Annotated in this window: 27 protein-coding genes; 8 read left to right on the top strand and 19 right to left on the bottom strand. The window is 60.1% G+C overall.

Annotated features, from left to right (window positions below):
• Positions 1-22: 22 nt before the first annotated feature.
• The 10 genes from QWI75_RS08390 to QWI75_RS08345 all read right to left on the bottom strand — a co-directional run bounded on the left by QWI75_RS08390 (position 23) and on the right by QWI75_RS08345 (position 8,647).
• Positions 23-1,204: a hypothetical protein gene (locus tag QWI75_RS08390; protein WP_289268246.1), complete on the bottom strand. Its 1,182-nt coding sequence runs from the start codon at positions 1,202-1,204 to the stop codon at positions 23-25.
• A 461-nt stretch (positions 1,205-1,665) separates the two neighbouring features.
• Positions 1,666-2,367 (bottom strand): phosphoribosylformylglycinamidine synthase subunit PurQ, encoded by a 702-nt coding sequence (gene purQ / locus QWI75_RS08385; RefSeq protein WP_289268245.1) that lies wholly within the window; start codon positions 2,365-2,367, stop codon positions 1,666-1,668.
• A gap of 49 nt (positions 2,368-2,416) precedes the next feature.
• On the bottom strand, positions 2,417-2,659 hold the full coding sequence (purS, locus tag QWI75_RS08380; protein WP_289268244.1) for a phosphoribosylformylglycinamidine synthase subunit PurS: 243 nt from the start codon (positions 2,657-2,659) through the stop codon (positions 2,417-2,419).
• Positions 2,656-2,907, bottom strand: coding sequence for a hypothetical protein (locus tag QWI75_RS08375; protein ID WP_289268243.1), 252 nt, complete (start codon positions 2,905-2,907; stop codon positions 2,656-2,658). The genes purS and QWI75_RS08375 overlap by 4 nt, the downstream gene beginning before the upstream one ends.
• Positions 2,894-3,610 carry a phosphoribosylaminoimidazolesuccinocarboxamide synthase gene (purC, locus tag QWI75_RS08370; RefSeq protein ID WP_289268242.1) on the bottom strand — a complete coding sequence of 239 codons (717 nt, stop codon included), beginning with the start codon at positions 3,608-3,610 and terminating at the stop codon, positions 2,894-2,896. Before purC ends, QWI75_RS08375 begins: the two co-directional genes overlap by 14 nt.
• A 21-nt stretch (positions 3,611-3,631) precedes the next feature.
• Positions 3,632-4,960, bottom strand: coding sequence for an adenylosuccinate lyase (purB, locus tag QWI75_RS08365; protein ID WP_289268241.1), 1,329 nt, complete (start codon positions 4,958-4,960; stop codon positions 3,632-3,634).
• 45 nt (positions 4,961-5,005) lie between these two features.
• The gene (gene nusB, locus QWI75_RS08360) at positions 5,006-5,458 is read right to left on the bottom strand and encodes a transcription antitermination factor NusB (RefSeq protein ID WP_289268240.1); all 453 of its coding nucleotides are present in this window, start codon (positions 5,456-5,458) and stop codon (positions 5,006-5,008) included.
• Positions 5,455-5,994 (bottom strand): 6,7-dimethyl-8-ribityllumazine synthase, encoded by a 540-nt coding sequence (gene ribH, locus QWI75_RS08355; RefSeq protein ID WP_289268239.1) that lies wholly within the window; start codon positions 5,992-5,994, stop codon positions 5,455-5,457. The genes nusB and ribH overlap by 4 nt, the downstream gene beginning before the upstream one ends.
• 30 nt (positions 5,995-6,024) lie before the next feature.
• Positions 6,025-7,233 carry a bifunctional 3,4-dihydroxy-2-butanone-4-phosphate synthase/GTP cyclohydrolase II gene (locus QWI75_RS08350; protein WP_289268238.1) on the bottom strand — a complete coding sequence of 403 codons (1,209 nt, stop codon included), beginning with the start codon at positions 7,231-7,233 and terminating at the stop codon, positions 6,025-6,027.
• 157 nt (positions 7,234-7,390) lie between these two features.
• The gene (locus tag QWI75_RS08345) at positions 7,391-8,647 is read right to left on the bottom strand and encodes an MFS transporter (RefSeq protein ID WP_289268237.1); all 1,257 of its coding nucleotides are present in this window, start codon (positions 8,645-8,647) and stop codon (positions 7,391-7,393) included.
• Positions 8,648-8,888: 241 nt separating this feature from the next.
• On the opposite strand from QWI75_RS08345, the gene QWI75_RS08340 reads away from it, so the two are divergent.
• From QWI75_RS08340 to groL, 3 genes are all read left to right on the top strand, one after another.
• Positions 8,889-9,893 carry a sigma-70 family RNA polymerase sigma factor gene (locus QWI75_RS08340; RefSeq protein WP_289268236.1) on the top strand — a complete coding sequence of 335 codons (1,005 nt, stop codon included), beginning with the start codon at positions 8,889-8,891 and terminating at the stop codon, positions 9,891-9,893.
• Positions 9,894-10,136: 243 nt separating this feature from the next.
• On the top strand, positions 10,137-10,451 hold the full coding sequence (locus tag QWI75_RS08335; RefSeq protein ID WP_289268235.1) for a GroES family chaperonin: 315 nt from the start codon (positions 10,137-10,139) through the stop codon (positions 10,449-10,451).
• Between the two features lie 65 nt (positions 10,452-10,516).
• A complete protein-coding gene (groL, locus tag QWI75_RS08330) occupies positions 10,517-12,151 on the top strand; it encodes a chaperonin GroEL (RefSeq protein WP_289268234.1) in 1,635 nt (544 codons plus the stop codon).
• A 136-nt stretch (positions 12,152-12,287) separates the two neighbouring features.
• Here the strand turns inward: groL and QWI75_RS08325 are convergent, their stop codons facing one another.
• The gene (locus QWI75_RS08325; RefSeq protein WP_289268233.1) at positions 12,288-13,964 is read right to left on the bottom strand and encodes a [protein-PII] uridylyltransferase family protein; all 1,677 of its coding nucleotides are present in this window, start codon (positions 13,962-13,964) and stop codon (positions 12,288-12,290) included.
• A gap of 122 nt (positions 13,965-14,086) precedes the next feature.
• On the opposite strand from QWI75_RS08325, the gene QWI75_RS08320 reads away from it, so the two are divergent.
• The 5 genes from QWI75_RS08320 (at position 14,087) to QWI75_RS22745 (ending at position 19,358) form a co-directional block, all read left to right on the top strand.
• Entirely contained in the window at positions 14,087-16,372 is a 2,286-nt protein-coding gene (locus tag QWI75_RS08320; protein ID WP_289268232.1) for a [protein-PII] uridylyltransferase family protein, read from the top strand.
• Positions 16,373-16,491: 119 nt separating this feature from the next.
• The gene (locus tag QWI75_RS08315) at positions 16,492-16,860 is read left to right on the top strand and encodes a hypothetical protein (protein ID WP_289268231.1); all 369 of its coding nucleotides are present in this window, start codon (positions 16,492-16,494) and stop codon (positions 16,858-16,860) included.
• Between the two features lie 432 nt (positions 16,861-17,292).
• Entirely contained in the window at positions 17,293-18,780 is a 1,488-nt protein-coding gene (locus tag QWI75_RS08310) for an RHS repeat-associated core domain-containing protein (RefSeq protein WP_289268230.1), read from the top strand.
• Between the two features lie 26 nt (positions 18,781-18,806).
• On the top strand, positions 18,807-19,085 hold the full coding sequence (locus QWI75_RS08305) for a hypothetical protein (protein ID WP_289268229.1): 279 nt from the start codon (positions 18,807-18,809) through the stop codon (positions 19,083-19,085).
• 36 nt (positions 19,086-19,121) lie between these two features.
• Positions 19,122-19,358: a type II toxin-antitoxin system RelE family toxin gene (locus tag QWI75_RS22745; RefSeq protein WP_370693630.1), complete on the top strand. Its 237-nt coding sequence runs from the start codon at positions 19,122-19,124 to the stop codon at positions 19,356-19,358.
• A 349-nt stretch (positions 19,359-19,707) separates the two neighbouring features.
• Here QWI75_RS22745 and QWI75_RS08300 read toward each other — a convergent pair whose 3' ends face one another.
• The 8 genes from QWI75_RS08300 to QWI75_RS08270 all read right to left on the bottom strand — a co-directional run bounded on the left by QWI75_RS08300 (position 19,708) and on the right by QWI75_RS08270 (position 26,496).
• Positions 19,708-20,148, bottom strand: a complete 441-nt coding sequence (locus QWI75_RS08300; RefSeq protein ID WP_289268228.1) for a type II toxin-antitoxin system VapC family toxin — start codon at positions 20,146-20,148, stop codon at positions 19,708-19,710.
• The gene (locus QWI75_RS22740) at positions 20,145-20,450 is read right to left on the bottom strand and encodes a type II toxin-antitoxin system Phd/YefM family antitoxin (protein WP_370693556.1); all 306 of its coding nucleotides are present in this window, start codon (positions 20,448-20,450) and stop codon (positions 20,145-20,147) included. Before QWI75_RS22740 ends, QWI75_RS08300 begins: the two co-directional genes overlap by 4 nt.
• A 43-nt stretch (positions 20,451-20,493) precedes the next feature.
• Positions 20,494-22,068 (bottom strand): ferredoxin-like domain-containing protein, encoded by a 1,575-nt coding sequence (locus QWI75_RS08295; protein WP_289268227.1) that lies wholly within the window; start codon positions 22,066-22,068, stop codon positions 20,494-20,496.
• Positions 22,069-22,102: 34 nt separating this feature from the next.
• On the bottom strand, positions 22,103-23,524 hold the full coding sequence (locus QWI75_RS08290; protein WP_289268226.1) for a multiheme c-type cytochrome: 1,422 nt from the start codon (positions 23,522-23,524) through the stop codon (positions 22,103-22,105).
• A gap of 51 nt (positions 23,525-23,575) precedes the next feature.
• On the bottom strand, positions 23,576-24,610 hold the full coding sequence (locus tag QWI75_RS08285) for a cytochrome b (RefSeq protein ID WP_289268225.1): 1,035 nt from the start codon (positions 24,608-24,610) through the stop codon (positions 23,576-23,578).
• Between the two features lie 95 nt (positions 24,611-24,705).
• Positions 24,706-25,152, bottom strand: a complete 447-nt coding sequence (locus QWI75_RS08280; protein ID WP_289268224.1) for a QcrA and Rieske domain-containing protein — start codon at positions 25,150-25,152, stop codon at positions 24,706-24,708.
• Positions 25,153-25,159: 7 nt separating this feature from the next.
• Positions 25,160-26,296, bottom strand: coding sequence for an ammonium transporter (locus tag QWI75_RS08275; protein WP_289268223.1), 1,137 nt, complete (start codon positions 26,294-26,296; stop codon positions 25,160-25,162).
• A complete protein-coding gene (locus QWI75_RS08270; RefSeq protein WP_289268222.1) occupies positions 26,293-26,496 on the bottom strand; it encodes a hypothetical protein in 204 nt (67 codons plus the stop codon). The genes QWI75_RS08275 and QWI75_RS08270 overlap by 4 nt, the downstream gene beginning before the upstream one ends.
• Positions 26,497-26,627 lie beyond the last annotated feature (131 nt).

Genomic DNA, 26,627 nt, shown 5'->3' with positions numbered 1-26,627 from the left:
GCCTTGGGACACCGTATTTGCTTCAAGTGACTTTACCATCAACAAAATTGTTGACGATATTGCTGTACAGACCATCAGAAGGATCGAAGAAATCAAACACCATAAATAGGGGGTGGACCAGAGTTTTGACCAATGGCACCAGGTCAGACTCAATGCGTGAGAGCGGAGCCGCAATTTCAGATGGCACTTCTTTTTCCATCGTAGAGTAATTCCAATGGAGATCCCTTAAACCGCCTGCACTGCTTAAGACACGTTCTGTAAGCCCTCCGTGAATAACATGAATGTTAACAACCGTAGTGCTCTGAATACCAAGCCTCGAATAAAGCCTTGCGCAATACAGAAGTGCTTCCGTCATTCTAACAATGCGCGTATTGAAATAGATCTGCCCAGTCCCTTGCATGTCTTCAAAAAGGCTTTGCAGAAGATAGAAGTCTCCATTGCGCCTGAGTGACCAGTAGTCATAACTCTTCCGATCCTTCACCGCGATTTCGGCGACGATCCCGTCAGATGTAGGGCGAGGACGATACTCATCACGCGTGTCTAAGACGACCCCAATTGGCCAGCCAAAAGTCTTGATCTGAGCGTCCTTGGCAGCCTCAAGCAAAACAGTTTGTACTAGAGTGGGCTTGTCGCCGGATAGGGTAAACGTAATCTCTAAAAACCCAGGGTTGGCGGTTTTTTGGACAGCTTGCAATCCTGATATTGCTTTAGCTCGATGAACTTCTATCCAATCGTTATCCCATACCCTCAGAGGACTAACGGACGTGGGAGCGAGAATCGCCTGCCTCCGTCTAATACGCTTCTCAAGTTCAGATCGAAACTCATTCAAGTTATCCTGGTGCCAGAAAAGAATATCGTACCCACTCAGATCAAAATGAATTTTGGGGCCGCCTCGGACATGATTGTTGCTGTCGTGGTTATGGTCTTCTCGCGCCGTTAATATTAGGTTGCGAAATTTGTCAACGCCCATAGCGTACCCGACCTCTAGATAACAGTTTGGTCTTTCATTGGTTAGGTCGGCGACAATGATGTCTGAATTCTCAATGAAGGAAATGATTTCACTCTTAAGGAGTTCGCCCCTGTTGTGCTTATCCACACGCTTAGGTGCCAATCCGCAAGCGGTAAGGGCTGGCACAATCGCTTGCTCACAAACACGATCCAGATCAGCATTGCCAATCTGCATGATGATGAAGGCTTGACTCATCTACCACTCACTTTTCATACGACTGACGAAGGGCAGGGCCAGAGCGGTATTGCCGGGAGCGGTCGGGACCCATCGAGAGTGACGCAGACAGGAAAGCTGGAACTGACCGACGCTACACAGGCTGCACAGCCAGTGGCGGAGGTAATTCCAGAAGGCTTCCGCCTGACGAACTCCGAAAGGGTGACCGCGAAGGCGTCAAAGCGGCTGGCCATGCCTTTGCCCACTATCTTCATCCTAAATATTTCCGCTCTACTTACCACGCGCGACGGCCGGGATCTGCGTCGCGAATCACACGCTGGCTCGGGATACCGCTCTTGCCGATCAGATGCGTCCGCAAAGCGGCGGCGAGGACTGCCCGCAGGTCGCTTCACGCGCAGCGTCCAAGCGAACAAGTTCCGCAGCCGAGCAAATGGAGGCAGCGTGCGGTCGAGCCGGCGTGTTGAGCAGGCAGACTCCGGCCGTCACACCCCCACCTTCTTCATCGCCTCCAGCATCGACAAGAAAATCAGCTTCCCGTCCTCGTTGCCCAGCAACCCCTCGGATGCCCGCTCCGGATGCGGCATCATGCCTAGCACGTTTCCCGCCGCATTCCTGATGCCCGCGATGTTGTCGAGCGAGCCGTTGGGATTCGCCTCCGGCGTCACCCTGCCGTCCGCCGTGCAATAACGAAAGACGATCTGCGCATTGGCCTGAAGCCCAGCCAAGGTCACCGGATCGGTGTAGTAATTGCCGTCCGCATGGGCAATCGGAAGTTTCAACACCTGCCCCGGTTCGCAGCGGCCGGTAAAGGGCGTGGCCGCGTTCTCGACCCGAACGTGGACATCCTTGCAGATGAAGTTCAGCGAGCGGTTGCGCAGCATCGCCCCGGGGAGCAACCCGGCTTCGAGCAGGATCTGAAAGCCGTTGCAGATACCGAGGACCAGCCCGCCCGCCCGGGCAAACTCCTTCACGGCCCCCATCACCGGCGAGAACCGCGCGATCGCGCCAGTCCGCAGATAATCGCCGTAGGAAAATCCGCCCGGCAGGATCACGGCATCAAGCCCGGCCAGCGACGTCTCCTTGTGCCAGACCATCCGCACCGATTGCCCGAGCAGGGTCTTAAAGACATGCTCGCAGTCGTGATCGCAGTTGCTGCCGGGAAAGACAATGACGCCGATGTTCATACTTGAGTCCTGAGTGCTAAGTGCTGAGTGCTGAGAGAATCACAGACTACTACGAGGTCAACTCGTATCGGTACTCCTCAATAACCGTATTCGCCAGCAGCGTCTCGCACATCTGTTTGACCTGCGATTCCGCCTTGGCCCGGTCTTGTTCCTGCACATCCAGCTCCATGTATTTGCCGACCCGTACATTGCCGGCGTTCTTGAACCCCAGCGACTCCAAGGCATGTTCGATGGCCTTGCCTTGCGGATCGAGAATTCCCTGCTTCAACGTGACATGAATCTTCGCCTTCACGGTCGTTTCTCCTGCGCGGACGGTTTCGACAGACTGTTGATATAACGCCTGATCCGGACGATGCCGTACACGGTGGCCACCCCGGCGATCGAAAGGCCGGCGAAGACCCAGCGCCAGGGACTCTCGGGCAGGTTGATGGCCATCAGACCGACGGCTCCGGCCCAGACCAGGATGGCAGCCATGAGCCCATAGTCCATGAGCCGCTGGGCGGTCGTGGGTTTCGGCGATGGAGGCTCAGGCGCAGACACGCTTCAGCACCTCTTGATAGGCCTCTTCGATCTTGCCGAGGTCCTTCCGGAAGCGGTCCTTATCCATGGATTCCTTGGTCGTCTGGTCCCAGAAGCGGCAGGTGTCGGGAGAGATTTCGTCCGCGAGCAGGAGCCGGCCGTCGGCTAACCCGAACTCCAGCTTGAAATCGACCAGGATCATGCCGCGCTCGCGAAAGAACGGCTGGAGCAGTTGGTTGGTTTTCAGCGCCAGCCGCTTAATCTCGGCCAGTTGCTCCGGTGTGGCCAACCTGAGCAGCCGCACATGCTCGTCGGCGAGCAACGGATCGCCCAGCGCGTCGTGTTTGTAATACCACTCGACCAGCGGCGGCTCGATCGGCTCCCCTTCCTTCAGTCCCAAGCGCTTGGCCAGGCTGCCGGCCACGACGTTGCGGACCACCACTTCCAAGGGCACGATCGCGACCTTCTTCGTCAGCATCTCGCGGTCGTTGAGCCGTTCGAGAAAATGCGTCGGCACGCCACCCTGCTCCAGCAGCCGGAAGAGCCGCTCCGACACCTTGTTGTTGACCACACCCTTCTCGACGATCGTGCCGCGCTTCTGCGCATTGAAGGCCGTCGCGTCGTCCTTGAAATACTGGATCACCCGGTCCGGCCGGTCCGTGGAGAAGATCTTCTTCGCCTTGCCCTCGTACAACATCGCCCCTTTGGTGATCGTGTCGGCCATGGGTCCATCCTTCCCGTTCGCCTACCGCCGCCCCGGTTTCTCCTTGCCAGCCGGTGCCGCGCCAAAAACACGCCGGTAGATCTTGCCAAGATGTCGCAGATAGTACATCGGATCGAAGCAACGCGCGATCTCCTGCCGGCTCAAATACTTGGTGATGAAGGGGTCCTTCCCGGCCCCCTCTTCCAGCGGCGGCCCGCCCTTCCACGCCGCCATTGCGTTGCGCTGTACGGCTTCGTAGGCCTCCTTGCGCTGCGCCCCCTTCCCGATCAGAGCCAGCAACAGCCGCTGCGAATAGACCAAGCCGCCGGTCAATTCCAGATTGCGCTTCATGGCCTCGGGGTACACCAGTAGGTTCTTCACCAGGTCGGTGATCCGCACGAGCATGTAATCGACGAGGATCGTGCTGTCCGGCATGATGATGCGCTCGACCGACGAATGGCTGATGTCGCGCTCGTGCCAGAGCGCCACGTCTTCCATGGCGGCCAGGCTGTTCGCGCGCACGACCCGGGCCAGCCCGCACAAATTTTCCGAGGCGATCGGGTTCCGCTTGTGCGGCATGGCGGAGGAGCCCTTTTGCCCTTCCGAGAAAAATTCCTCGGCCTCCAGCACCTCGGTCCGCTGAAGATGGCGGATTTCGGTCGCGATCTTCTCGATGCTCGCCGCCAGCAATGCCAGCGCCGTCTGGTAGGCCGCATGCCGGTCGCGCTGAACAACTTGACTCGACACGGGATCGGGAGCCAAGCCCAATTTCTTGCACACGTACTCCTCGACCTCCGGCCCCTGATGGGCGAAGGTGCCCATCGCGCCCGAGAGCTTCCCCACCGCAACCTCAGCCCGCACCGCCCGGAGCCGCGCCAGGTGGCGTTTCATCTCTTCGTACCAGATCGCGAGCTTGAAGCCGAACGAGATGGGCTCGCCGTGGATGCCGTGCGAGCGGCCGACCATGACCGTGTCGCGATGCTCCAGGGCCTTGGCTTTGAGGATAGCCAGCAAGGATTGGACATCGCTCAGAATGATGTCCAAGGCCTGCGTCATCTGGACCGCGAGCGAGGTATCGACGATGTCCGAGGAGGTCAGCCCCTTGTGCAGGTGGCGGGCGTCCGGCCCGACCGACTCGGCCAACGATTCTAGAAACGCGATCACGTCATGCTTCGTGACCAGCTCGATCTCCGCGATCCGCTCCGGGTCGATCCGCGCCTTCTTGCGGATGCGCCTGGCCGTGCCCTTCGGCACCTCTCCGTTTCGCTCGCAGGCCTCGCAGGCGGCCAGCTCGACCTCCAGCCAGATCTCGTATTTGCGCCGGAGGTCCCAGATGGCCTTCATGCGCGGCAGGGTGTAACGGTCAATCATGGACGGGCTCGCTTATGGAAACAGTGGACACTCTGACACCCTGGCTCAATTCGTCGAGAGAATCTCGGCCCGCTTGGCAGCCAAGCGTGGTTCGCTGTTCAGAATCTTGTCGAGCACGCCGTTGACAAAACCGCGGGCCTCTTCGTCCGCGAAGGCGCGGGCCAGCTCCAAGGCCTCGTTGATGCTCACCTTCGCCGGCAGTTCCGGCATCCACAGCAGCTCGTACAGGCTCAAACGGAGGATGTTGCGATCCACGATCGGCATGCGGCTGACTTTCCAATTCGTGGCGTAGCGGCCGAGGACGGTATCCAATTCCGGCAGGCACTTGCGGACCCCGGCCACCAGACCGGTCGCGAACTCCTTGGCCTCCTCTTCGAGCGGGAACTGTTCCCAAAAATCCTGCTCCCAGGCCCCGCCCTGCTCGTGGATGTCCCATTGGAACAGCAACTGGAGCGCTCGTTCCCTGGCCTCATGTCTGGTCGATGGACGGCGGCTCATATGGGTTTCTTGCGCGGCCGCGTCCGGCGCACGGGTCTCGATTGTCCCTTGACTCCGGCGGCGGCGTCACCGGCCTGCAACTGCTTCATCACGTTGGCCATCTCGATGGCCGTCTTGGCCGCCTCCGCCCCGCGATTGTATTTCTGCGGGTCGGCGCGCTCGATCGCCTGCGCCACGGTCTCGGTGGTGAGCACCCCGAACACGACCGGCACGTCGGAATCCAACGAGGCCTGCGCGATCCCCCGGCTGGCTTCGGCGCTGATGTATTCGAAATGCGGCGTGTCCCCCCGGATCACCGCGCCCAGACACAGCACTGCGTCAAATCGCCCTGACCGCGCCATGGTCCGGGCGACCAGGGGAATTTCAAACGCCCCCGGCACCCGCACGACCTCGATCTGGTCCTCGCCGGCTCCGGCCTTGGTGAGGGTCTCCATCGCGCTGCTCAAAAGCCGGCTCGTCACGAACTTGTTGAACCGGCTGACCACGATGCCGAACCGCAATCCCGACGCGTCCGAAGAGCCTTTGATCGCTTTCATGGGTTCATGGATCGGCCGCGCAGAACCGGCTCACACCTTCCGGAGCAGGTGCCCCAATTTCGCCTTCTTGGTCTTGAGATATTTCACGTTGGCGTCCCGCGGCGCGATCTCGATGGGCACCCGCTCCACGACGCGCAACCCATACCCTTCGATCCCGACGATCTTGCGAGGATTGTTGGTGATGAGCTTGATCTGGTGCAGACCCAAATCCGCCAGGATCTGGGCGCCCACGCCGTAGTCGCGGAGATCGGCCTTGAAGCCCAGTTTCAAATTGGCCTCCACGGTATCGCTACCCTGGTCCTGCAGGCCGTAGGCGCGGATCTTGTTGAGCAGGCCGATGCCGCGTCCTTCCTGGTTCAGATAGAGCAGCACGCCCCGGCCCTCTTTCTGAATGATCTCCATGGCGCGATGGAGCTGATCCCGGCAGTCGCAGCGGAGCGAGCCTAGCGCATCGGCGGTCAGGCAGCCCGAGTGCACCCGCACGAGCGTCGGCTCGCCGCTGTCCACCCGGCCCTTGACCAGCGCGATGTGCGTCGCCCCGTCGATTTCGTTCTCGAACGCCACCGCCTCGAAATCCCCGAAGATCGTCGGCAGATGCGCGCCGGCAATACGCTTGATGAAGGTCTCGCGACGCATCCGATACTCGATCAGCGCCTTGATCGTCACGATCTTGAGCTTGTGGGTCCGCGCAAACTTCATCAGCTCCGGCACCCGCGCCATCGTCCCGTCCTCGTTCATGATTTCGCAGATGACGCCGGCCGGATAGAGCCCTGCGAGCCGCGCGAGATCGACGGACCCCTCCGTCTGGCCCGCCCGCTTCAGCACGCCGCCCTTCTGCGCCTTCAGCGGAAAAATATGCCCGGGTCTCGCCAGGTCGGAGGGTTTGGACTTGGGATCGATCGCCACATGAATGGTCGTCGCCCGATCCGCCGCGGAAATGCCGGTCGTCACGCCCCGGCGCGCATCGATCGACACCGTGAAGGCCGTGCCGAACGAGGCCGTGTTCTCCACGGCCTGCTGGGGTAGTTGCAGCTCTTCCACCCGTTCCGGGGTCAGGGCCAGGCAGATCAGCCCGCGGGCGTGTTTGGCCATGAAGTTCACGGCCTGCGGGGTGATCTTCTCCGCCGCGATCACCAGATCGCCTTCATTCTCCCGATCCTCGTCGTCGACCAGGATAACGAAGCGTCCCTTCTTGATGTCCCTGATCGCGTCTTCGATCCGGTCAAATTGTGTTTTCATAGGCTGTCGTACTTTCTCGGCCTCCCCGGACCTACCGCATTACGTGACGGCGTCACTCTTAAAGGGTTGCCCGCCGGGAGTCAATGGAGAACCGTGGCGCCGCAGCGATCCAAACGCGCCAAACATGCCGCCCATGCCGCACACCCGACCCACGGCACTATACCATCGGTAGGTCGCCGGCATACCGGGGCTGTCCCTTGAGATACCTGGCCCCGACCAGCCCCCAGCCGGCGCAGGCCGCAAACAGCCAGAATCCGAACGAGAAGGTGCCGGTCAGATCCTTGAGCCAGCCCAAACAGAGAGGGAGGAGAAAGCCACCCAGACCGCCGGCGGCTCCGACGACCCCTGAAACAATTCCCATCTGTTTGGCAAATCGGCCCGAGGCCACTTGAAACACCACGCCGTTCCCAAATCCCATGGCCGCCACGGCCGTGACGATCAGTACTACGGCCCAGGGCAGCGTGGGCAGGCTTCCGACGAAGGCGAGCAACAGGGTTATGGCGCCCAGGATCGTCGGCAGCACCGTCAGGCCGCCGACCCGGTCGGCAACGTACCCGCCCAGGGGACGGATGAGGCTCCCGACCAGCCCGCAAAGAGCGGTCAGCGATCCGGCGGCGACGACACCCACTGCATAGTGGTCGTGCAAAAAGAACGGGAGCGAACTGGAGAGCCCGACGAACCCGCCGAAGGTGATGGCGTACAGGCCGCACAACCAATACATGAACGGATCTCGCCCAACATCAACCAGAGCCGGCCGCCATGCGACCGCTCCCGTCCGTCCCAGGCGCCGGTCACTCTGGACAAGCCCGGCGAACAACAGGGTCGTCATCAGAACCGGAGCCGCCATCACGCCGAACGCGCCCTGCCATCCGGTCAACTCGGCGATTCGGGGAGCAAACCACATTGCGAGGACGGTCCCGCTGTTCGCCGAAGCCGCGATCCCCATGGCCAATCCCTGATGGGCCGGTGGATAGACGCGGCTCGCCAGCGGCAGCGCCACCGCGAAACTGGCTCCCGCCACGCCGAGCAGCAAGCCGGTGAGCAGCATGTGGAGATAGGAGGACGCGCCGAGCCAGGCCCAGCCCAAACCGGCTAACTCACACAGCAGAATGGCCAAGCCCGTCCGCTTTGCACCCATACGATCACTACTGATCCCCACCGGAATCCGAAGGAGCGCCCCGCTAAGCAGGGGCACTGCCACGAGCAGTCCCGTCTGCGTGGCGCTCAATCCTAACTCCGATGCGATCGCGATGCTCAGGGCTCCCACCAAGAGCCAGACCATGAAACTGACTTCGAAGTGCAGCCAGGCCCCAAGGAGTGTTGGCCAATGGCCTGACCGCAACGCCCGGACGATCTGCAACGGCGCTCCCCTCCGTCCGATCAGGCTACCGCCCGTCCGCCTGTGGTCATCCATCAATAGGCACCCCTTGGATCAGAATCGTCACCACTATAGGGGACCGTTCGGCTTTGCAGCAAGTTGCGGCGATTCTGGATCGAGAGGGATTCACGCGGGCTCATGGCTGAATCAGATTTGGTCCCGCGCGGCCGTTCTGTTTATAATGAGCCTTTTTGATCCGCCTGCGTTCAGACCGGCAGGCAACATGCGCCATGTCGCGCATGCACTCACGATAGACCACTACGATCGCCCAAGACGCATGAACGACCCGGACCTCCCCTTGCAGGACTCCCCCGAGACAGAAGACGAGTTGGACGAGCCGACCGAGGCGGATCTCGCGGAGGGGCCGACTCCCGGGGAGAACCAGCCACCCGTCGAGGAGATGCCCGAACCGCCCCGGGACAGCGGCACGGCGCTCGTACCGGTGTCCTCGCTCCAGTTGTACCTGGCCGAGGTTCGGAAGTATCCCTATCTCTCCAAGGAAGAAGAGCTGGAACTCTTCCATCAATACCGGGTGCTCGGCAGCCGGGAGGCCGCCGTCAAACTCATCCTCGCCAACCTGCGCGTGTCCGTCGCCGTCGCGTCTGAATATTTCCACACCGGCTTCGATCAGATGGACCTGATCCAGGAGGGGAACGTCGGCCTCATGCAGGCCATCAAGAAATTCGACGTGACGAAGAATGTCCGGTTCCATGCTTACGCCGCCTGGTGGGCGCGCGCCTACATTCTCCGCTATCTTCTCAACAACTTCCGCCTCGTTAAAATTGGCACGACGCAGGACCAGCGGAAGCTGTTTTACAACCTGCGGAAGGAAAAGGCCAAGCTGGAACGGGAAGGCTATGCCCCGGACACCAAGCTCCTGGCGGATCGGCTCCAAGTCCGGGAGCGGGACGTCATCGAGATGGATCAGCGGCTCGGGAACTGGGAATTGTCGCTGGATCAGCCGCTCAGCGAGGATTCGGACGGCACCCTGTTGGACGTGCTGCCGTCCGCCGAAACCGGCCACGACGAACGATTCGCCCAGGAGGAGCTGCGAGCGCTCTTCCGGAAGAAACTGGCCGAGTTCACCAAAACTCTCGATGAGCGCGAAGAGGATATTCTCCGCAACCGTCTCCTCTCGGAGACCCCCCTCACCCTGGAGGATCTGGGAAAGAAATACGACATTACCAAGGAACGGACCAGACAGTTGGAGGCCCGGATCATCAAACGGCTTCGCGACTACCTGAAGAAAGAGGTGAAGGATTTCGAATTTCTGCGTTCATGACCTGACCGGACAGAAAATTTTTCATCGATATTTCCATAACTTATATCAATCTTCCCGAACCGGACAGACCGAAGCAAAGTTTTTTCCATTCCGCCTCTTGACTCGGCTGGCTTCATCACTATCTGTGGGGGCGATCCGGAGAGACGGAATTTACCTGGTTTCGGCGTCATCGACGATCAACTCACAGGTTCGCTCAACCGTCCACATCAACAGCAGGCTCTGACCCTAACAGGAGGTTTTGGTATGGCTACGGAGACGAAGGAGAAGCAGGAAGAGAAGACCGGGAGCGCCTACAAGAATTTCCAGCCGCTCGGCGACCGGGTGTTCATCACCTACACGGAGGAGATGGAACGGACGGCCGGCGGGATCTATGTGCCCGAGACGGCCAAGGAAAAGCCACAGCGAGGGACCGTGCAGGCGATCGGCGAAAAAGTCGAGAAGTTGAAAGTCGGCGACCAGGTGCTCTTCGACAAGTACTCCGGCACCAAGCTCAAGATCGACGATACGGACTGCCTGATCCTCAAGGAAGAGGACGTGTTAGGCAAGTTCACAAAGTAACGACCCTCACCGGTATTTCATCACACGCACATCACTGTTGAAGACGATCGTAAAGGAGGATCACGATGGCAAAGCAACTGCTGTATGACGAGCAGGCGCGGGCGGCGATTTTGAAGGGTGTCAACCAATTGGCTGACGCCGTCAAGGCGACGCTCGGGCCCAAGGGCCGGAATGCCATTCTCGATAAGAAGTTCGGCGCGCCGACGATCACCAAGGACGGCGTGACCGTGGCGAAGGAAGTCGAGTTGAAGAATCCGTATGAAAACATGGGCGCGCAGCTCGTGCGCGAAGTCGCCAGCAAGACCAGCGACGTCGCGGGCGACGGCACGACCACAGCGACTGTGCTGGCTCAGGCGATCTATCGCGAAGGGGCCAAGAACATCACGGCCGGCGCCAATCCGATGGACCTCAAGCGCGGCATCGATCGCGCGGTGGAAACCGTGGTCGCCGAGTTGAAGAAGCTCAGCAGGCCCTGCCAGAGCAAGAAGGAGATCGCGCAGATCGGCACGATCTCGGCGAACAGCGACGCCACGATCGGCGAGCTGATCGCGGAAGCCATGGAGAAGGTCGGCAAGGACGGCGTCATCACCGTCGAAGAAGCCAAGTCGATGTCCACCTCGCTGGATGTCGTCGAGGGCATGCAGTTCGACCGCGGATACATCTCCCCCTATTTCGTCACCAACGCCGAGCGGATGGAAGCCGTCCTGGACGAGCCGCTCATTCTGATCAACGAAAAGAAAGTCAGCAGCATGAAGGACCTGCTCCCCTTGCTGGAGCAGGTGGCCAAGATGGGCAAGCCGCTGGTGATCATCGCCGAGGAAGTCGAAGGCGAAGCGCTGGCGACCCTGGTGGTCAACAAGCTGCGCGGCACGTTGAACGTCTCCGCCGTCAAGGCGCCGGGCTTCGGCGACCGCCGGAAGGCCATGCTGGAGGACATCGCGATCCTGACCGGCGGCCAGGTGATCTCCGAGGATCTCGGCCTCAAGCTGGAGAACGTGAAGCTCACCGACCTGGGCCGCGCTAAGCGCGTGACGATCGACAAGGACAATACGACGATCGTCGAGGGCTATGGCGACCAGAAGAAGATCGAGGGCCGCGTGAAGCAGATCAAGGCCCAGATCGAAGAAACCACGTCCGATTACGACCGCGAGAAGCTGCAGGAGCGGTTGGCCAAGATCGTCGGCGGCGTGGCGGTCATCAATGTCGGCGCGGCGACCGAGACCGAGATGAAGGAGAAGAAGGCGCGCGTGGAAGACGCCCTGCACGCGACCAAGGCGGCGGTGGAAGAGGGCATCGTGCCCGGAGGCGGAGTCGCCTATCTGCGCTGCCTGAAGGCGCTTGAGAACCTCAAGCTCGACGGCGATCAACAGGTGGGCGTGAACATCGTCCGCCGGGCCCTCGAAGAGCCGATCCGCCAGATCGCGGAGAACGCCGGCGTCGAGGGGTCCGTCGTGGTCAACAAGGTGAAGAGCGAGAGCAAGTCGAGCCTCGGCTTCAACGCCGCGAACGACCAATATGTGGACATGCTGGAAGCCGGCATCATTGATCCAACCAAGGTTTCGCGCTGCGCGTTGCAGAACGCGGCGAGCGTGGCCGGCCTGATGCTGACGACCCAGGTGATGATCACCGAGCTGCCGGAAGAGAAGAAGGAACCGCTCGGCGGCCACGGTCACAATCACGGGATGGACGGCATGTACTAAGCCGCACGAACAGCGGCTGTGTCTCGCGGGCCGGGCGGGGAGCATCCCCGCCCGGCCCGTGCGTTTTTTACGGCGCTGCGGCTCTGCCTCCTCAGCCCTGCCCTCTTCCCCAAAGGGGAGAAGGCAATCTCGCGACTCAGCCGCGGGCCGCGGAGACCCGCTTCATGACCCGGCGTAAGAGCGCAGACTGTTCCGGGTGCACGAAGAACGTGCGGAACAAGCCGTTCACATATTCCGTATGGCTTCGATGGTCCGCGAGAAAACACGCCATGGCCTCGGAGCGATTCGCGGCGTCGTATCCGAGCCGAACCGCGCAACGGGTCAGTTCCTGCGCGTCTTCCGGCAGGGCGTGGGTCTGGAGATCGTGCACCATTTGGAGCTTATGCTCCACGTCGCGCAGAAACACATAGGCTTTGGCCAGTGTCTCCGCTTCCGACCTTGCCAGCAGCCCCGCTTCCTGGAATCGTTTCAACGACGCCTGCGTGCCCCGCTGCCAGATCGCCGGCATCCGTCGCCCCCCGAGCAATTGAATGCTTTGGACCAGGAACTCGATTTCGCGGATGCCGCCGGTCCCGAGCTTGACGTTGCGCGACTCCTGGCCTCGCTTCGCGATCTTCCGATCGATCATGTCCTTCACCCCCCGGACTTCCAGCAGGAGGCGGCGGCTGTCACTCTCGGTCGGATGCCCGTGCCCCAGGATGAACGGTCTCATGCGCCGAAGAAACGTCCGCCCCACCTGCTGATCACCGGCTACCGGCGCCGCTTTCAGCAATGCCATCCGTTCCCACGTTTGGCCGCGGGTCGCGTAATACTGTTCATAACTTTTGAGCGAGCGGCACAACTGTCCCACCGTGCCCTCGGCCCGAAGCCGCAGATCCACCCGGAAGACGGTCCCCTCCGTGGTCACGTCGGTCAATGCATGGGTCAGTTCCCGGGCAAGATGTTCAAAATATTCCTCATTGGTGATACCGCGCGCGCTTTGTGATGCCCGCTGCCCTTGGTTGTCCGGGCCGGTGGTCATCCCGTCGTCCGAATAGACATAGATCAGATCAACGTCCGAGCTGTAGTTCAGTTCCCGCCCTCCCAACTTCCCCATGCCGATCACGGCGAATCCGCTGTCCAACCATTCGCCCCGGCGATTCCGCTCGCGCGGACGGCCGTAGAGGCTTCGCAGGTCCGCCTCTACGATCCCATAGGCCGCGTGAATCAGCACACAGGCCAGGTCAGAGAGGGCGGTCGTCGTCTCCGACACGGAGGCCAGCCGCAAGAGATCGCGCATTCCGATCCGCAGCATCTCCCGCCGCTTGAATCGTCGCAGCGCGTCGAGTTGCAGTTCCTTGGCCGACACGTTGCTGAGCATGTGATCAAGCGATATGCGCAATGTGCGCGGCGTCGGAGCCTGATCCAGCACTCCCGGACTGGCCAGCCAATAGACCAGGGTTGGGTCTCGGATGAGCGTATCCGCCATGGCCGGACTGTTGCCGAAGATCACGCAGAGGTAATGGAGCAGCCGGGGCGACTCCCGGAGATAGTCGTATAACGTCCCCCGGTTGAGGGTGGCCTGGACGTACCGATCCCAATGGACCAGAGCCCGGTCCGGATCGGCCGTCTCGGCAATCCCGGCCAGCAAATCGGACAGGATGGCGCCCAACTTCTGGCGTGTCAGCGGATCGCCCGCCAGGGATTGGATGTTCGCGTCCGCCTCGCGCCAGTCGGTCAGCCCGTAAGGACGGAGCAGCCGTGCGACCTCCTGCGGATCGAGTCCTTCCGCAAAGAGCAAGGGGGTCGGGTCCGGCCGGTTGTGTTGAGACATAGAAGACACAGGCGCGCGGACGAGGGATCGATGTTTACTTCGCATCGCGATGGATTATACTGGCGGGACTCTGCAAGGACAACGAACCCTCATCTCGGAATCCTGGAGGTCTTCACAGGGCCATGAAGCGGGCGGCCGCATCCGCGATTGATCGTCCGGAACTGATCGAGCGGCTCCAGCGCCACTGTCAGCAGATCGACCCGGCTGTCATCCGCGACTTCGTCACGCGGATGGACGAGGACTATCTCCGGCAACAGCCGATCGACTTGATGGCGACGCACCTCACGCTCGCCGATCGCCTGACCCTGCGGGAGCCTTGCCAGGTGCAGATCTCACCGTATGCGGACGGCCTTCTGACGATCTCGATCGTGGCCTACGATTATTTTTCGGAGTTTGCGGCCATCTGCGGCCTCCTCTCGGCCTTCGGGTTGGACATCCGCGAAGGGCTCATTTACACATTCGAGGAAGCCGGCCCAGCCCCTGCTGCGCCGGTCCGTCACCGGTTCGGACGACCCCGCGCGACTCGCCCCGGTCTCAGTCGCAAAAAGATCGTCGATCTCTTTCGCGTCCGGCCGCTCGACCATGTCCGCTTCGGGCCGCAGGAACAGCACCAACTGATCGACGAGCTGAGCCTGATCGTCCGGTTGCTGGACGAGTCCCGCCTTGAAGATGTCCGGCGCCAGGTCAACCGCCGCCTGGTGGAAATGCTGAGCCGCCGCCGCGGGGCCTTCACCACGTTGCTTGAGCCGGTGGAGATCCGCTTCGATAATCAGTCGTCTCCTACCGACACGATCATGGTCATTCAATCGACCGATACGCCGGCCTTTCTCTACGCGCTGGCGAACGCGCTGGCCATGCGCAACATTTATATCCATAAGGCCCGGGTCGAAAACCGCGGCCTCCTCGTCCATGACGAATTCCACGTGCGGAACCGGCAAGGCCAGAAACTCTCGGACCAGGCCGAGCAGCAGGAGCTGCAACTCACCGCGACCCTGATCAAGCAATTCACCCACGCCCTCACCTTCGCTCCGGACCCGGCCAAGGCCATCGCCCATTTCGATCTCTTTCTCGACGAGCTGATGGGGGCGCGACGCGGGACACGAATCGCAACCAGGCCGGTCGGCCTCTTGCGGATCATCCATAAGAAAACTCTGCCGCTGCTCGCCCAACTGCTCGGGGCCAGCGATTTTCTCTGGGAGGACTTCCTCCGGCGGCAACACGCGAACCTGCTGCCGATGCTCGAAGACTACCAATCGCTTCCCATGCGGGTGCCGAAAGCCAAGCTGGCGACATCGCTCAAGCAACGATTGGCGCGCTGCCGCACGGAAAAGCAGCGCCGGCAGGCCTTGAATCAGTTCAAGGATCAGGAGCTCTTCAGGATCGACATGAAGCACCTGCTGGAGAGTGATTCCGGCTTGCCGGAGTTCTCCCTGGCCCTCACCGAACTGGCCGAAGTGATCCTTGCTCAAACCTTAGAGGACTGTCTGAAGAAACTGACCAAGCTCTTCGGCGTCCCCCGCCTGGCCGGCGGAAGCCGTTGTCCATCCGTGCTGCTCGGCGCCGGCAAGCTGGGAGGGCGCGAACTGGGGTATGCCTCCGACATCGAGATCATGCTGGTCTATGAGGGGTCCGGCCACACGGCCGGAGCCTCCAAGATGGCCAACAGCGAGTTCTTCGAGCGGCTCGTCCAGGAATTGTTGCAATGGATCGAGGCAAAACAGGAAGGGATCTTTCACATCGACGTCCGCCTGCGGCCGCACGGGAGCAAGGGCTCGCTCGCCAACACGCTGGATGAGTTCAAACAGTATTACAGCCCCATCGGGTCCGCCGCGCCGTTTGAACGGCAGGCCTTGATCAAGCTGCGTGCGATCGCCGGCGACGAAGGGCTTGGCCGGCTGGTTGAGCGCCATCGAGACGATTTCGTTTACAGCGGCGCTCCCTGGGATTTAACCATCGCGCTCGATCTCCGGCACCGGCAGGTCGCGGAATTGGTCGAGCCTGGACGCTTCAACGTGAAGTACAGTCGCGGCGGGCTCATCGATATCGAATATGCCGTCCAATATCTGCAACTCATGCACGGGCATCAGCATGCGACGCTGCGCACGCCCAATACCTTGGCCGCGCTCGCCGCGCTCGTCTCCTGCGACATCCTGCCGGCCGAAATCGCAGCACAGCTCCGCGAAGCCTATCTTTTTTTCCGCCGGCTGGTCGACGGATTGCGCATGGTCCGGGGGAACACGAGGGACCTGTTGCTCCCGCCGGCGGACTCGGACGATTTCGTTTTTCTCGCCCGGCGGATCGGCTACGGGCGCGAGGACTGGGCAGCCGGCGCGCGGCAATTCCAGGCCGATCTCGATCGTCATTCGGCAACCGCCCGAGGTTTCTTCGATCGGTCGTTTGGCGCGTGAGAGGTAAGAGCACCCAGCGACTCGCCTCCGAAATACATGCTGCGCGACGAGAAATAGTGCCAAAACTCAATACTCATGCCTGACCCTATCTACGACCCTTCAGGATGGCGAACCCTGCCATGACTAAGGATGAATTCATAGAATGGATGTTATACATAATGAAAAGGAGTCCAGCGCGAGATTCCGGAGAAGTGACATACGAATATCTCAGAGAACACATGGCGAGGCTTCTCGTTCAAGAGCCTGATGAACGCAAAGTAGCGCTGGACGCACTGCGCTCGTGGTTGGCGCTCCGAAGAGAACCTGAGAGCATGGCCGCAGCTATGCTTGCTGCAGGCCTAGGGTTTATTGAGTTGCGCGAGGACCTTCATCGACTTCTTGAGGATATTGAAGCGGGACGATCAAACTTCAATCCTCGTATGAAGGCTTATTATGCCGAAAGGGCTCACAACTATTTGACCGCATTATACAACATCGTGCCTGAGTGAATGTGCGATAGAACTAACCGCGTTGTTCCCGAGCGAGCCGAATTGGCCTAGGTTTGAAATGGCCCTGATTGGACACTCGCCAGGAGCGATCGTTCCTACCAGGATGACTGTGTCGGGAGTCGTTGATTCGTAAATCCGAGGGCTCGCCGAGGCAGATTCCTCTGTCTCCCTAGGAGGCCGGTGCTGATCTTTCAATCTGTGTCGATTCCCGTCGCGGTTTCTTGCAGTAACACTGCTACTGGCTCGAGCTGCCGGACGATGATAGCCCCTTCCACCAAGTTCCTTTCCCGCACGATATCGATCTCGTTGCCCTTCCCGAGAAATGCCTGGCTCGTACCTTCCTGACTAACAATCCCAGGTAGCTGTGCTGGGTGAGTTGCTGCTTTCCCCGCTGCCGGTTGGAATTGTGTCTTCCTGTCCGCTTCCCGCTTCGTGAGTTCTTCGGGCGATGGCCGCGACGGGGCAATCTACAACTACGACGCCAACGGCAACCTGATCAGCGGCGGCGGGCGGACGTACACGTATAACCTCGAGAATAAGCCGCTGACGATCTCCCACAACGGTGAAACGACTTCGTTCGTCTACGACGGCGATGGCGGGCGGGTGAAGAAGATCGCCGGGACGACGACCACACGCTATATCGATCGGTTCTATGAGTGCGACAACACGAGTTGCACGCGGTTCATCTTCGCCGGGGACACCCGCATCGCCTCGGTGGCGGTCACGACGGGGGCCGTCCACTATTGGCATCAAGACCACCTGGGCTCCAGCAGCGTCATCACCGACGGTACGGGCGCTCTGGTGCAAACGCTGACCTACTATCCTTACGGGGAGACGCGGACCAACGAGAGCAGCGCCACCCCGACGGTGGATGTTCCCTATAAATACACCGATCAAGAACTCGACAATGAGACGGGGCTCTACAACTACAACGCACGGCTGTATGATGCCGAAATCGGAAGGTTTATCTCACCGGACAGCATTGTGCAGAACTATACCGACCCGCAGACACTGAATCGATATAGCTATGCACGAAACAGTCCGCTGCTCTATACCGATCCAAGCGGGCATATCTTTGGCATAGACGATATTCTCATTGGGGTTGCAATCGGGGCCATATTGAGGGGTACCACATCGGCAGTGACAGGCGGGGATTTCTTGCAGGGCATGGCAATCGGCGCGGTTACCGGTGGTTTTATGGGAGGGGCAAGTGCCATTACGTCCGGGATCGCAGCAACAGCAGAACAAGCAGCGCTCATATATGGCCTAGCGGGGGGAGGCGCAGGTGCGACATCTTCGGCGATGACCCGTTCAGATATCGGAATGGGGGCCTTGACTGGCAGCGTGTTTGGCGCGGCAAGCTCATTCGGGACTCCGAGCTTCAGACCATTTGGGAATATGGAATGGGGAAGTATCGGGAACAGACTGTTCAACAGCGCTTTGACAGGATCGGTTTTTGGTGCAACCTATGCCGGGATAACCGGAGGCGAGATTGGACGGGCTGCGATGTGGGGAGCGGTAGGCTGGGCTGCCGGAGAAGCGGCGAACATGGCGATCGGGCATGCCTATGGTTATATTGCATCGGACATGACAAAGCCTACATTCAACGACGGAGTGTTTGTCTATAATGTCGATACACCAGGATTGGTTACCTTCGGAAATGTCATCGCTGGACCAGAAATACAACTTGGTGATCCTTTATATAGGGATAAGCAGTTAGTTCCAGGAAAGACCATTAGAGACCATGAAGTTGGTCATATGCCACAAGGGACTCAATTTGGGCTGGCATACATTCCAGCTCATGCAGCTTCTTTGACCGTAGGTGGAGCAGTTGGATTTATAAATGGAACGGGGTTCATAGATGGTTCTCATAGGTTTGGTCTCCTTGAACGTTATTATCATCCGGTGCCACAATGGTAACGTGAAGAGGTGAAGTAGAACGAATTATGAAACTCTTTTTAGTGGCGGGATTACTGCTATGCTTAGCCGGTTGCGAGAAAACGGGTTATGAGATCATCTTGACAACTGACTCTCTGAGCTACAGTGATATTTCCACAATGGAATCTTTACTCAGCAGCAAGGGGTTTGTAGTCGAAGGAAGAGAAAAAGAGGTTACCTTTAAGCACTATCCGAACGAGGTGCAAAGTACTTTTTTAAAAATTATACCTGATAAGCCCTACGGTGTTTTAGTGGCCAAATTGGGGGGGGCCAGGCATGAGTATTGACTTTTGAAGCGCTCCGTCAAATCAGCGATTTGAGCCATTGCTGCTGACCCCGAATGTGGCGAGCCACTGCTGCGCGAACTCGACGGACTGTGGAAGTTTCGCGTTCGCCGGTTCCGCATTGTCTACGCCGTCAATCGGAAGACCCGCACGATTCGCATCATGACCGTCTGCCATCGCCAATTTATCTATGAAGAGCTCGCCTCGCAGCATCGAAAGAAGGATGAGCCCGCATTATTCATGACGGTTCGTCGCGTTCCACCCGTTGCATCGTGAAGAGCAACGGGTACCCGGCAGTCGCCAGGCGTTGGACCCATTGCAATGAAAAAGAGCAATGGGTACCCCCAAGCACAGCCGCGAGGGACCAAGGCGTACTTGAAACAGTACGTCGAGGGACTAAGCGGCGAGCACGCCCGCCATACCAAGCTTCGCTTGAGCCGCCGCGTCCGATCACATCGCGGCGGAGAGGTACGTTGCCTTCGACTTCTCATTTTGGCTCTGTCGCAGCGGCGAATCGGGGCGCCCGTTGCTCCTCTGTTGCAATGGGCCAAAGCAGCAGAAGCGTTCATGAATAATGCGGGTTAGGCCGGCCTGGTAGACTCTGGTTCCTGACGTGCGGCAGGTGCTATTCCACCCACACCAGATTGAGGGATAGCGCTTCCGCCGCTTCGCGCTGCCTTATATCAGCGGTAACGAAGGGAATGGTCAAGCTAACAGCAGCCTGGAAGCTGAGTGCGGATGCGACATGCAGGGCATCGAGCGTTCTGAGCCCTGTTTTCTCGACTAGCTCTTCGGCATGACTGAGCACGATTGGCCCGACTTCAATCAACTCCCAGTAAGCCCGATCCTTGTGAAGTCTTGCCCGAATAGCGAGAAAGTCACGCTGGGTCAATTCGCCGGCGGCTCTCCTTCGGGCCAACGCAGAGAGGACTTCGACTGGAGCCACGGCGGAAGAAAGAAACCGATACCGCTGGAATAGTTTTCGCGCAACAGAGGACCCTGCTTCCTTGACGTATCGTTTCACCAACATGCTGGTGTCAAAATAGGCCCAGGGCGCCGGCGTCACCGGTCATCTCGCCCTTCGCGAACCGTCTTGGACAGTGATTCACCACGCAGCACCCGTGGCTTCCAGGACGGCAGTACCCCCCGCTTGGCTGCCGGCCTCAGGAATCCGGCCGTCTCAAGCCTTCGGATGGCCGACTCGGTTTGGTCAGAGGGGTGAATGGGCCGAATCACTGCGAGCGGCCTACCACGCTCCGTTAACAACACTTCCCGGCCACCCCTGACAGCCTTTATCAGCCGAGAGAATTGCTGGTTCGCATCACGAAGACCAATCTGCACCAGTGCACCCCTATGAAGTAGTGACATCACTACTGTATATCTGGACGCGAGGCAACGTCAAACTTCCCCTTCACGCGACCCGGCAGGCCGCGCGCTCAGTCGCCGGAGGCGCAGCCGCCGCCGGCTTCCTTTGTTCGCGGCCCCGCACCCGATGCATCTTCTCCCTCGTGTGATACGGGAGCAGCCCTTCGAGGACCATCGGCAACCTCTCGCAGGGGATGTCCTCCATGAGCTTGATCGCCGGTTTGGGGTCCGGCCCGGACCGCCCACCGATATAGACATCCACCGCCTCGACCACTTTGCCATCGACCTTGGCTTTTTTGCCCAGCAAGCCCACGTCCGCCACCAGATGGTTGCCGCAGCCGGCCGGACAGCCCGACCAGTGCATGGTGATCGGCTTCAAGGTCGTGCTCAGTCTTGCCTCCAGCGCCTTGGCCGTCTGGACCGCTCGCGATTTGGTTTCGATCACCGCCAGGTTGCAGTAGTCGCTCCCGACACAACTCACGAGACCCCGATAGAGGGCATTGGGATTGTAGGTGAATCGTTTGAGCAAGGGTTCCTCGGCCAGCTCACCGACCTTCCGATCGCTGACATTGGGAATGATCAGCGCTTGATTGGGCGCCAGGCGCACCTCCCCGTTGCCGTACTTATCAGCCAGATCGAGCACCTTCACGAGATCGCCCGCCGTGACCCGTCCAACGAGGACCTTCAGTCCCACATAGTTCATCCCCCGTTGCCGTTGCCGGAAGATCCCAACATGGTCTTGCTCACCATGCTTCCGAGCATCGACGCCGGCCGGCCGCAGAGGTTTTCCCACCCGCGCTTCAACCTCCGCTCTGAACCGGGCCTCTCCCCAGGCGTCGATCAAAAAGGCCAATCTCGCCTGCGTGCGATTCTCCCTGGGCCCATGGTCGCGATAGACTTCCAGGATCGCCCGACAGACTTCCAGCGCCTCTTCCGGACTCACAAAGACATCCAGGGGCGTGGCGATGCGATACCCGCCGGAGCCAAGCTTGCCGCCCACCAGCACATTGAAGCCGACGCAACGGTCATGGCCCAGATCGTAGTAGGCGGGGACCAAGGCCAGATCTTGCGTTTCCATGTGGACACAGTTGTGCGGGCAGCCGGTCACGGCCACATTCAGTTTCCTGGGCAAATTGGAAAAGGTCGCGTTTCCGATAACCTCCTCGTTGATAGCCCGCGCCAGTCCTATGCTGTCCACGATCTCATCCGGACTGAGCCCTGACACCGGACAGGTCATCACGTTCCGCACGTTGTCCATGCCGGTTTGCAGCGATGTCAGTCCGACTTCTTCCATCCTAGCAAACACTGCGGGGACGTCTTCGATCCGCAGGTGCCGAAGCTGGATTTGTTGGCGCGTTGTCACATCCAGCAAACCGTTCCCATAGGTCCCAGCCAGGTCCGCCAACACCCGCAACTGGCACGTCGTCGTCAGCCCTCCGGGAATCCGCACGCGGAGCATGAAGAACCCCGCCGTCGGGTTGCGCAAGAAGAGGCCATGCCACTTGAGCCGCTGGACGTCAGCCTCCGGAATCGATTGCCACCCGGCCGCCGCGTAGTGGGCAATCAGGTCCCGAACCACCAGTCCGTCTCGCTCTCGTTTGATGGCCTCGATCTTGTTCATAACAATCCTTTCGTGCCTTTTGTGCCTTTCTCGATTATCCGCCGCCGCGCTTGCCTTGCATCTCCTTGTCGTAAAACTCCAGCATCTGTGCAATCTCGTCCTTGGTCATGCCTTTCTCCATCCATCGGTGTGTCTCCTGCGCCAGGAGATCCTTGGCGACCGCCGGAGACAGCTCCCTCACTTTTGGAAGAAATTTGACATAGAAGTGTTTGGCCACCTCGTAAAAGCCCTGCCAATGCACGTAATCCGGCGCCATCTTGGACAGGCCATGGCGGGCGCGCCGGCCTTCATGGTGCCAGAGTTCGTAGAACACCCATTCGATTTCCTCGTCGAACGGCGTGGGCGTGATCTTCCCCAGTTCCTTCAGCCGGTCCATGGCGACCTTCGCCGGCTTGCCGAACTTCTCGTTATAGAGCGCGATCCCGCTATCCATCTGCGTGAAGAACCGCTCGACGATCTGCTCGCTGTGGCAGGACGAGCAAACCTGGGTCATGGCCTTGCGCCTGGCCTCGTGGTTTTCCAAGCGCGTCGAAATCACCGGACGCAGGGTCCAACTGATTCGGTCTCCGACATCGTGCGTCACCTCCTGGGTCGAGGTCGCGCTCATGTGGCAGGTGGCACAGGTGGGGAATTGATAGTCCTTCCCGGGCAACCAGGCGTCTTTTGGATGGCTGAGCTTCATCTTGTCCTTGTTTGCCGTGAACAGGACCCCGTGCTTGCTTTCATAGTAGGCCTCGATTTGCGGATGGTCCGGCCCCATGTGACAACGCCCACAGCTCTCCGGCTGCCGCGCTTGCGCCACGGAGAACCCGTGCCGCGCATGGCAGGCAGAACAGGTGCCTTTCGATCCGTCGGGGTTCACCCGGCCAATCCCCGAATTCGGCCAGGTCGAGGGATGGAGCTTCCCGTTTTCCATCACCTTGACCACGCTCCCATGGCAACCGGCGCATCCGGTCGTGCCGACCTCCGGCCCCTCCACGACGTTGCCGAGAAAATTGTCCAACGAACCGATGAATTGGGCGGCCTTGGCATGATGGGACCGTTCGAACTGACCAGCCTCCTTGTCATGGCAGCGCATGCAATCCTTGGGGGTCACGAGCGTGGAGATCAGGAAACCTTCATGGTCGTAGGCATCGGCGTCGCCCTTTTCCGCCCGGTGACATTCGACGCAGCCGATCCCTTTCGGCGCGTGGCGGCTGACCTTCCAATCGTTGATCCCACCTACCGAGACATCCTTCGCCAGGTGGCAATCAATACACTTCTTGTTCTCCGCCGAGACAAACGGCCTGATGCCGCCCTCGCGTCGCTCTTCCACCTGCACGTAACCGACCCCGGTCAGGGCCAGAAACAGGATCAGACACAACCCGCCGATCATGTAGCGAGTGAAATTCAGGGCGCCGTTGCCCCCATGCGCCGGCTCTGTCTTGTTCTCCAGTTTGTTATCCAGATCATCCATTGCTAGCTCCCTCCAGAACTGTTCCCTTGCCCGACTAGGTTCCGGTTACACTCACATCCTCGTGTCCAGATACATCAGGACGATCATCGTCCCAAGGGCGATCGCCCCCACCACCCCATTGATGAGACCCATCGGCCAACCCCGCTGCGCCAGCGCGCGATCCACGAACGGATAGACGACGAACAACCCCGCGCCAGCAAGCAACCCCCACAAGGCGACCGGTCCCGGGAGCAAAGAAATCACCATATAAGGCGCGGAGAAATACCAGGGCGGCGACACGTCCGCTGCAACCTCTTGAAGATTGGCGGGCGGCCCCAAGGTCGGCGGAAAGATCATGACCAGATCCACGATCAACAACAGCAGCCCCACGGCGACGGCCCCCATATACAGGGTGTGAACCGGATAGAACGGATGGAAGCTGCGGCTCCCGGCCACATCCGCGAAGCCGATCAACCGCACGGTGATGACGTGCCCGCCCACCAGCACGACGAGCAGCACCGGCAGCAACTTGGTGTGCAGGTCATAGAGCCGCAACAACGTGTTGTCGGAAACCTCTTCGCCTCCGCGCAGCAGGTAGAGAAGCGGTGTCCCGACGATCGGCAACGAGCCCAGCATATTGGTGACGACCGTCATGCCCCAGTAGGAGACATTGTCAAAAATCAATGAGTAGCCGGTGAACCCCATCGCGAACGTCACGAACAGGACGATCGAGCCACTTACCCATTTCAATTCTCCCGGCGTCCGGTAGGCGCGCGTGAGAAACACACGGATCACGTGGAACAGCAGGAACAGGATCATGAGATCCACGGAAAACTTATGGACGCCCCGTATGAACCAGCCCAGGTACACCTCGTGCGTAATGTGCTCGACGCTCTCATAGGCCTTCCCCGGCGACGGCACATAGTAGAAAGTCAACAGCAGCCCGGTCGTCACCAGGAACCCGAACAACGTCAGCGGAATCGCTCCGAGCGTGTAGGGCCACCAATCCAGATGCTCGGGCAGGTCCTTCTGGATATAGTCGATCCAGCTCTTGCTTTCACTTTTCGATTCGGCTACTTGCGGTGTTGGTGATGTAGTCGATGCCATGTTGCCCCGTTATGACTGAGTGCTGAGTGCTGAGAACTGGGTACTGAGAAGGAAGCTACCAAGTCCCTAACCTCACTCTTCACCGTCGATCTCTGTCACGCGCTCTGAATGTTGACGTACAACTGTCCTCCCCGTTTGACGATGTCAAAGCGGTCCAACGGGCGAGGCGGCGGTCCCGCGATGTTGAGTCCACGCTTATCGTAAATGCCCTGGTGGCAGGGACAGACAAACTCTTCGCGCCGCTTGTCCCAGGACACCAGGCAGCCCAGATCGGTACAACGCCTGGAAAAGGCGGCGATTCCCTCGCCGGTTTTCAGCACGAGCAGCTTGTGTCCGCCGAACTCCATCGGGACGGCATCGTCCAGCGGCAGGCTCTCCTCGGTTCCCAGCAGGACCGACTCGATCCGTTTCGGTCTGTGCGCCGGCACCAAAAACTGGAAAAATCTCAGGCCGAGTAGACCCATCCCGAACAGCAGGCCGAAGCCCATCACTGCTTGGCTCAAAAATCGCCGCCGCCCCACATCATCGTGAATGATGGCCATAAGCCTCCTATCCCTTCTCTCCATGTTGTGACAGATCCAATCCCATCGCTTCCGCCGATTCGTCCACGCGCGGCGAGACCACGAACGCCAAGCCCTTCAACAGGAGCAGGGTCATCCCTGCGGCGAAGGCCGCGACGGCGCCGGCGGCGACCAACTGCGCGAAGAACTGATAGGGATAGCCGTAGAACAGCCCGTCGCTTCCGTCCGGATTGACCTCGGTCGACGCGAACAGGCCCGTCGCCACCATGCCCCAGGCGCCGCCGACCCCGTGCATACCGAACACGTCCAGCGAGTCGTCATAGCCCAGGATGAGCTTGACGTAATTCACGGCCATGTAGCAGAGCCCGCCGGCCCCGATCCCGATGACGACGGCGGATAAGGGACTCACGTAGCCGGCTCCCGGCGAAATGGCCACCAGACCGGCCACGACCCCGCTGGCCATGCCCAACGCCGTCGGTTTATCCCGTTGCAGCCATTCCGCCGCCATCCATACCAGACCCGCCGCCGCGCCGGACAGTTGGATCGCAACAAAGGCGGTCGTTACGGTGGACATCGAGGCCGGTCCCGCTCCGGCGGACAAGCCGAACCAGCCGACCCACATCAAGCCGGCCCCCAGGAACGAGAACGGCAAGTGATTGGGCAGGATTTCGACCTGACCATAGCCCCGCCGCTTCCCCATGACGACGGCCGCGACCAGGGCGGTCACGCCGGCGCTGAGATGGACGACCGCGCCTCCGGCAAAATCCAGCGAGGCCAGGTTCGCGAGCCACCCTCCGGCCCAGAGCCAGGACACGACCGGTCCGTATACCAGCAGGCTCCAGAGCAGGCCGAACAGGAGAAAGAACAGGAAGCGGACCCGCTCCACGATGGCGCCGGCCACCAGAGCCAGCGCCAGCGATGCCATGACGGCGTGAAAGAGCGGACGCAGCGATCCGACCCCATCCCGCCCGTAGGTCAATCCCTCGCCGACGCACAACCACGCAAGCGAGACGACCGCCAGGGCGCTGAATGGCATGCCGATCGTGTTGAGCACGTTCTTTCTCCGCACCATCCCTCCGTAAAACAGGGCCACGCCCGGGACGACCAGGGTCGCGAGGCTCGTCGCGATCAGCGACCAGAGGGTCTGGGCCGCCGCCTGCGTCATCTCATCCCCGTCAGCGAGACCTGGTAATGGCGTTCCGTCGCACGCCGCAACGATACTTCTCCTGATCGACTGAGGTGGTCGATCGCGCCGAACACTTGCACCCAATCCAACCCGGACCGATGCCAGAGACTCTCAAGGGTCTGCTCGCCCTCTTGACGTAAGATGTCGATGACCATGGTTTCCGTCGTTGTCATAGCCATGTTCGCCTCCATACCAAGCTTCGCTAGAGCCGGCGGCTCATCGGGCGTAGCCCCTCTTCATTGATGCCGCCGGAGAAACACCGCCGCTGCTTCTTCTCCTTATTACCCATACCAAGCTTTGCTAGAACCGG

Source organism: Nitrospira tepida (assembly GCF_947241125.1).
GTDB classification, from domain to species: domain Bacteria; phylum Nitrospirota; class Nitrospiria; order Nitrospirales; family Nitrospiraceae; genus Nitrospira_G; species Nitrospira_G tepida.
This window is presented reverse-complemented; position numbering and strand designations above follow the sequence as displayed.

Coding starts and splice junctions, on each gene's coding strand:
- QWI75_RS08390 (WP_289268246.1), bottom strand. CDS start 1,204: ATGAGTCAAGCCTTCATCATCATGCAGATTGGCAATGCTGATCTGGAT.
- purQ (WP_289268245.1), bottom strand. CDS start 2,367: ATGAACATCGGCGTCATTGTCTTTCCCGGCAGCAACTGCGATCACGAC.
- purC (WP_289268242.1), bottom strand. CDS start 3,610: ATGGCCGACACGATCACCAAAGGGGCGATGTTGTACGAGGGCAAGGCG.
- purB (WP_289268241.1), bottom strand. CDS start 4,960: ATGATTGACCGTTACACCCTGCCGCGCATGAAGGCCATCTGGGACCTC.
- nusB (WP_289268240.1), bottom strand. CDS start 5,458: ATGAGCCGCCGTCCATCGACCAGACATGAGGCCAGGGAACGAGCGCTC.
- ribH (WP_289268239.1), bottom strand. CDS start 5,994: ATGAAAGCGATCAAAGGCTCTTCGGACGCGTCGGGATTGCGGTTCGGC.
- QWI75_RS08350 (WP_289268238.1), bottom strand. CDS start 7,233: ATGAAAACACAATTTGACCGGATCGAAGACGCGATCAGGGACATCAAG.
- QWI75_RS08345 (WP_289268237.1), bottom strand. CDS start 8,647: ATGGATGACCACAGGCGGACGGGCGGTAGCCTGATCGGACGGAGGGGA.
- QWI75_RS08340 (WP_289268236.1), top strand. CDS start 8,889: ATGAACGACCCGGACCTCCCCTTGCAGGACTCCCCCGAGACAGAAGAC.
- QWI75_RS08335 (WP_289268235.1), top strand. CDS start 10,137: ATGGCTACGGAGACGAAGGAGAAGCAGGAAGAGAAGACCGGGAGCGCC.
- groL (WP_289268234.1), top strand. CDS start 10,517: ATGGCAAAGCAACTGCTGTATGACGAGCAGGCGCGGGCGGCGATTTTG.
- QWI75_RS08325 (WP_289268233.1), bottom strand. CDS start 13,964: ATGTCTCAACACAACCGGCCGGACCCGACCCCCTTGCTCTTTGCGGAA.
- QWI75_RS08320 (WP_289268232.1), top strand. CDS start 14,087: ATGAAGCGGGCGGCCGCATCCGCGATTGATCGTCCGGAACTGATCGAG.
- QWI75_RS08315 (WP_289268231.1), top strand. CDS start 16,492: ATGACTAAGGATGAATTCATAGAATGGATGTTATACATAATGAAAAGG.
- QWI75_RS08305 (WP_289268229.1), top strand. CDS start 18,807: ATGAAACTCTTTTTAGTGGCGGGATTACTGCTATGCTTAGCCGGTTGC.
- QWI75_RS22740 (WP_370693556.1), bottom strand. CDS start 20,450: ATGTCACTACTTCATAGGGGTGCACTGGTGCAGATTGGTCTTCGTGAT.
- QWI75_RS08295 (WP_289268227.1), bottom strand. CDS start 22,068: ATGAACAAGATCGAGGCCATCAAACGAGAGCGAGACGGACTGGTGGTT.
- QWI75_RS08290 (WP_289268226.1), bottom strand. CDS start 23,524: ATGGATGATCTGGATAACAAACTGGAGAACAAGACAGAGCCGGCGCAT.
- QWI75_RS08285 (WP_289268225.1), bottom strand. CDS start 24,610: ATGGCATCGACTACATCACCAACACCGCAAGTAGCCGAATCGAAAAGT.
- QWI75_RS08280 (WP_289268224.1), bottom strand. CDS start 25,152: ATGGCCATCATTCACGATGATGTGGGGCGGCGGCGATTTTTGAGCCAA.
- QWI75_RS08275 (WP_289268223.1), bottom strand. CDS start 26,296: ATGACGCAGGCGGCGGCCCAGACCCTCTGGTCGCTGATCGCGACGAGC.
- QWI75_RS08270 (WP_289268222.1), bottom strand. CDS start 26,496: ATGGCTATGACAACGACGGAAACCATGGTCATCGACATCTTACGTCAA.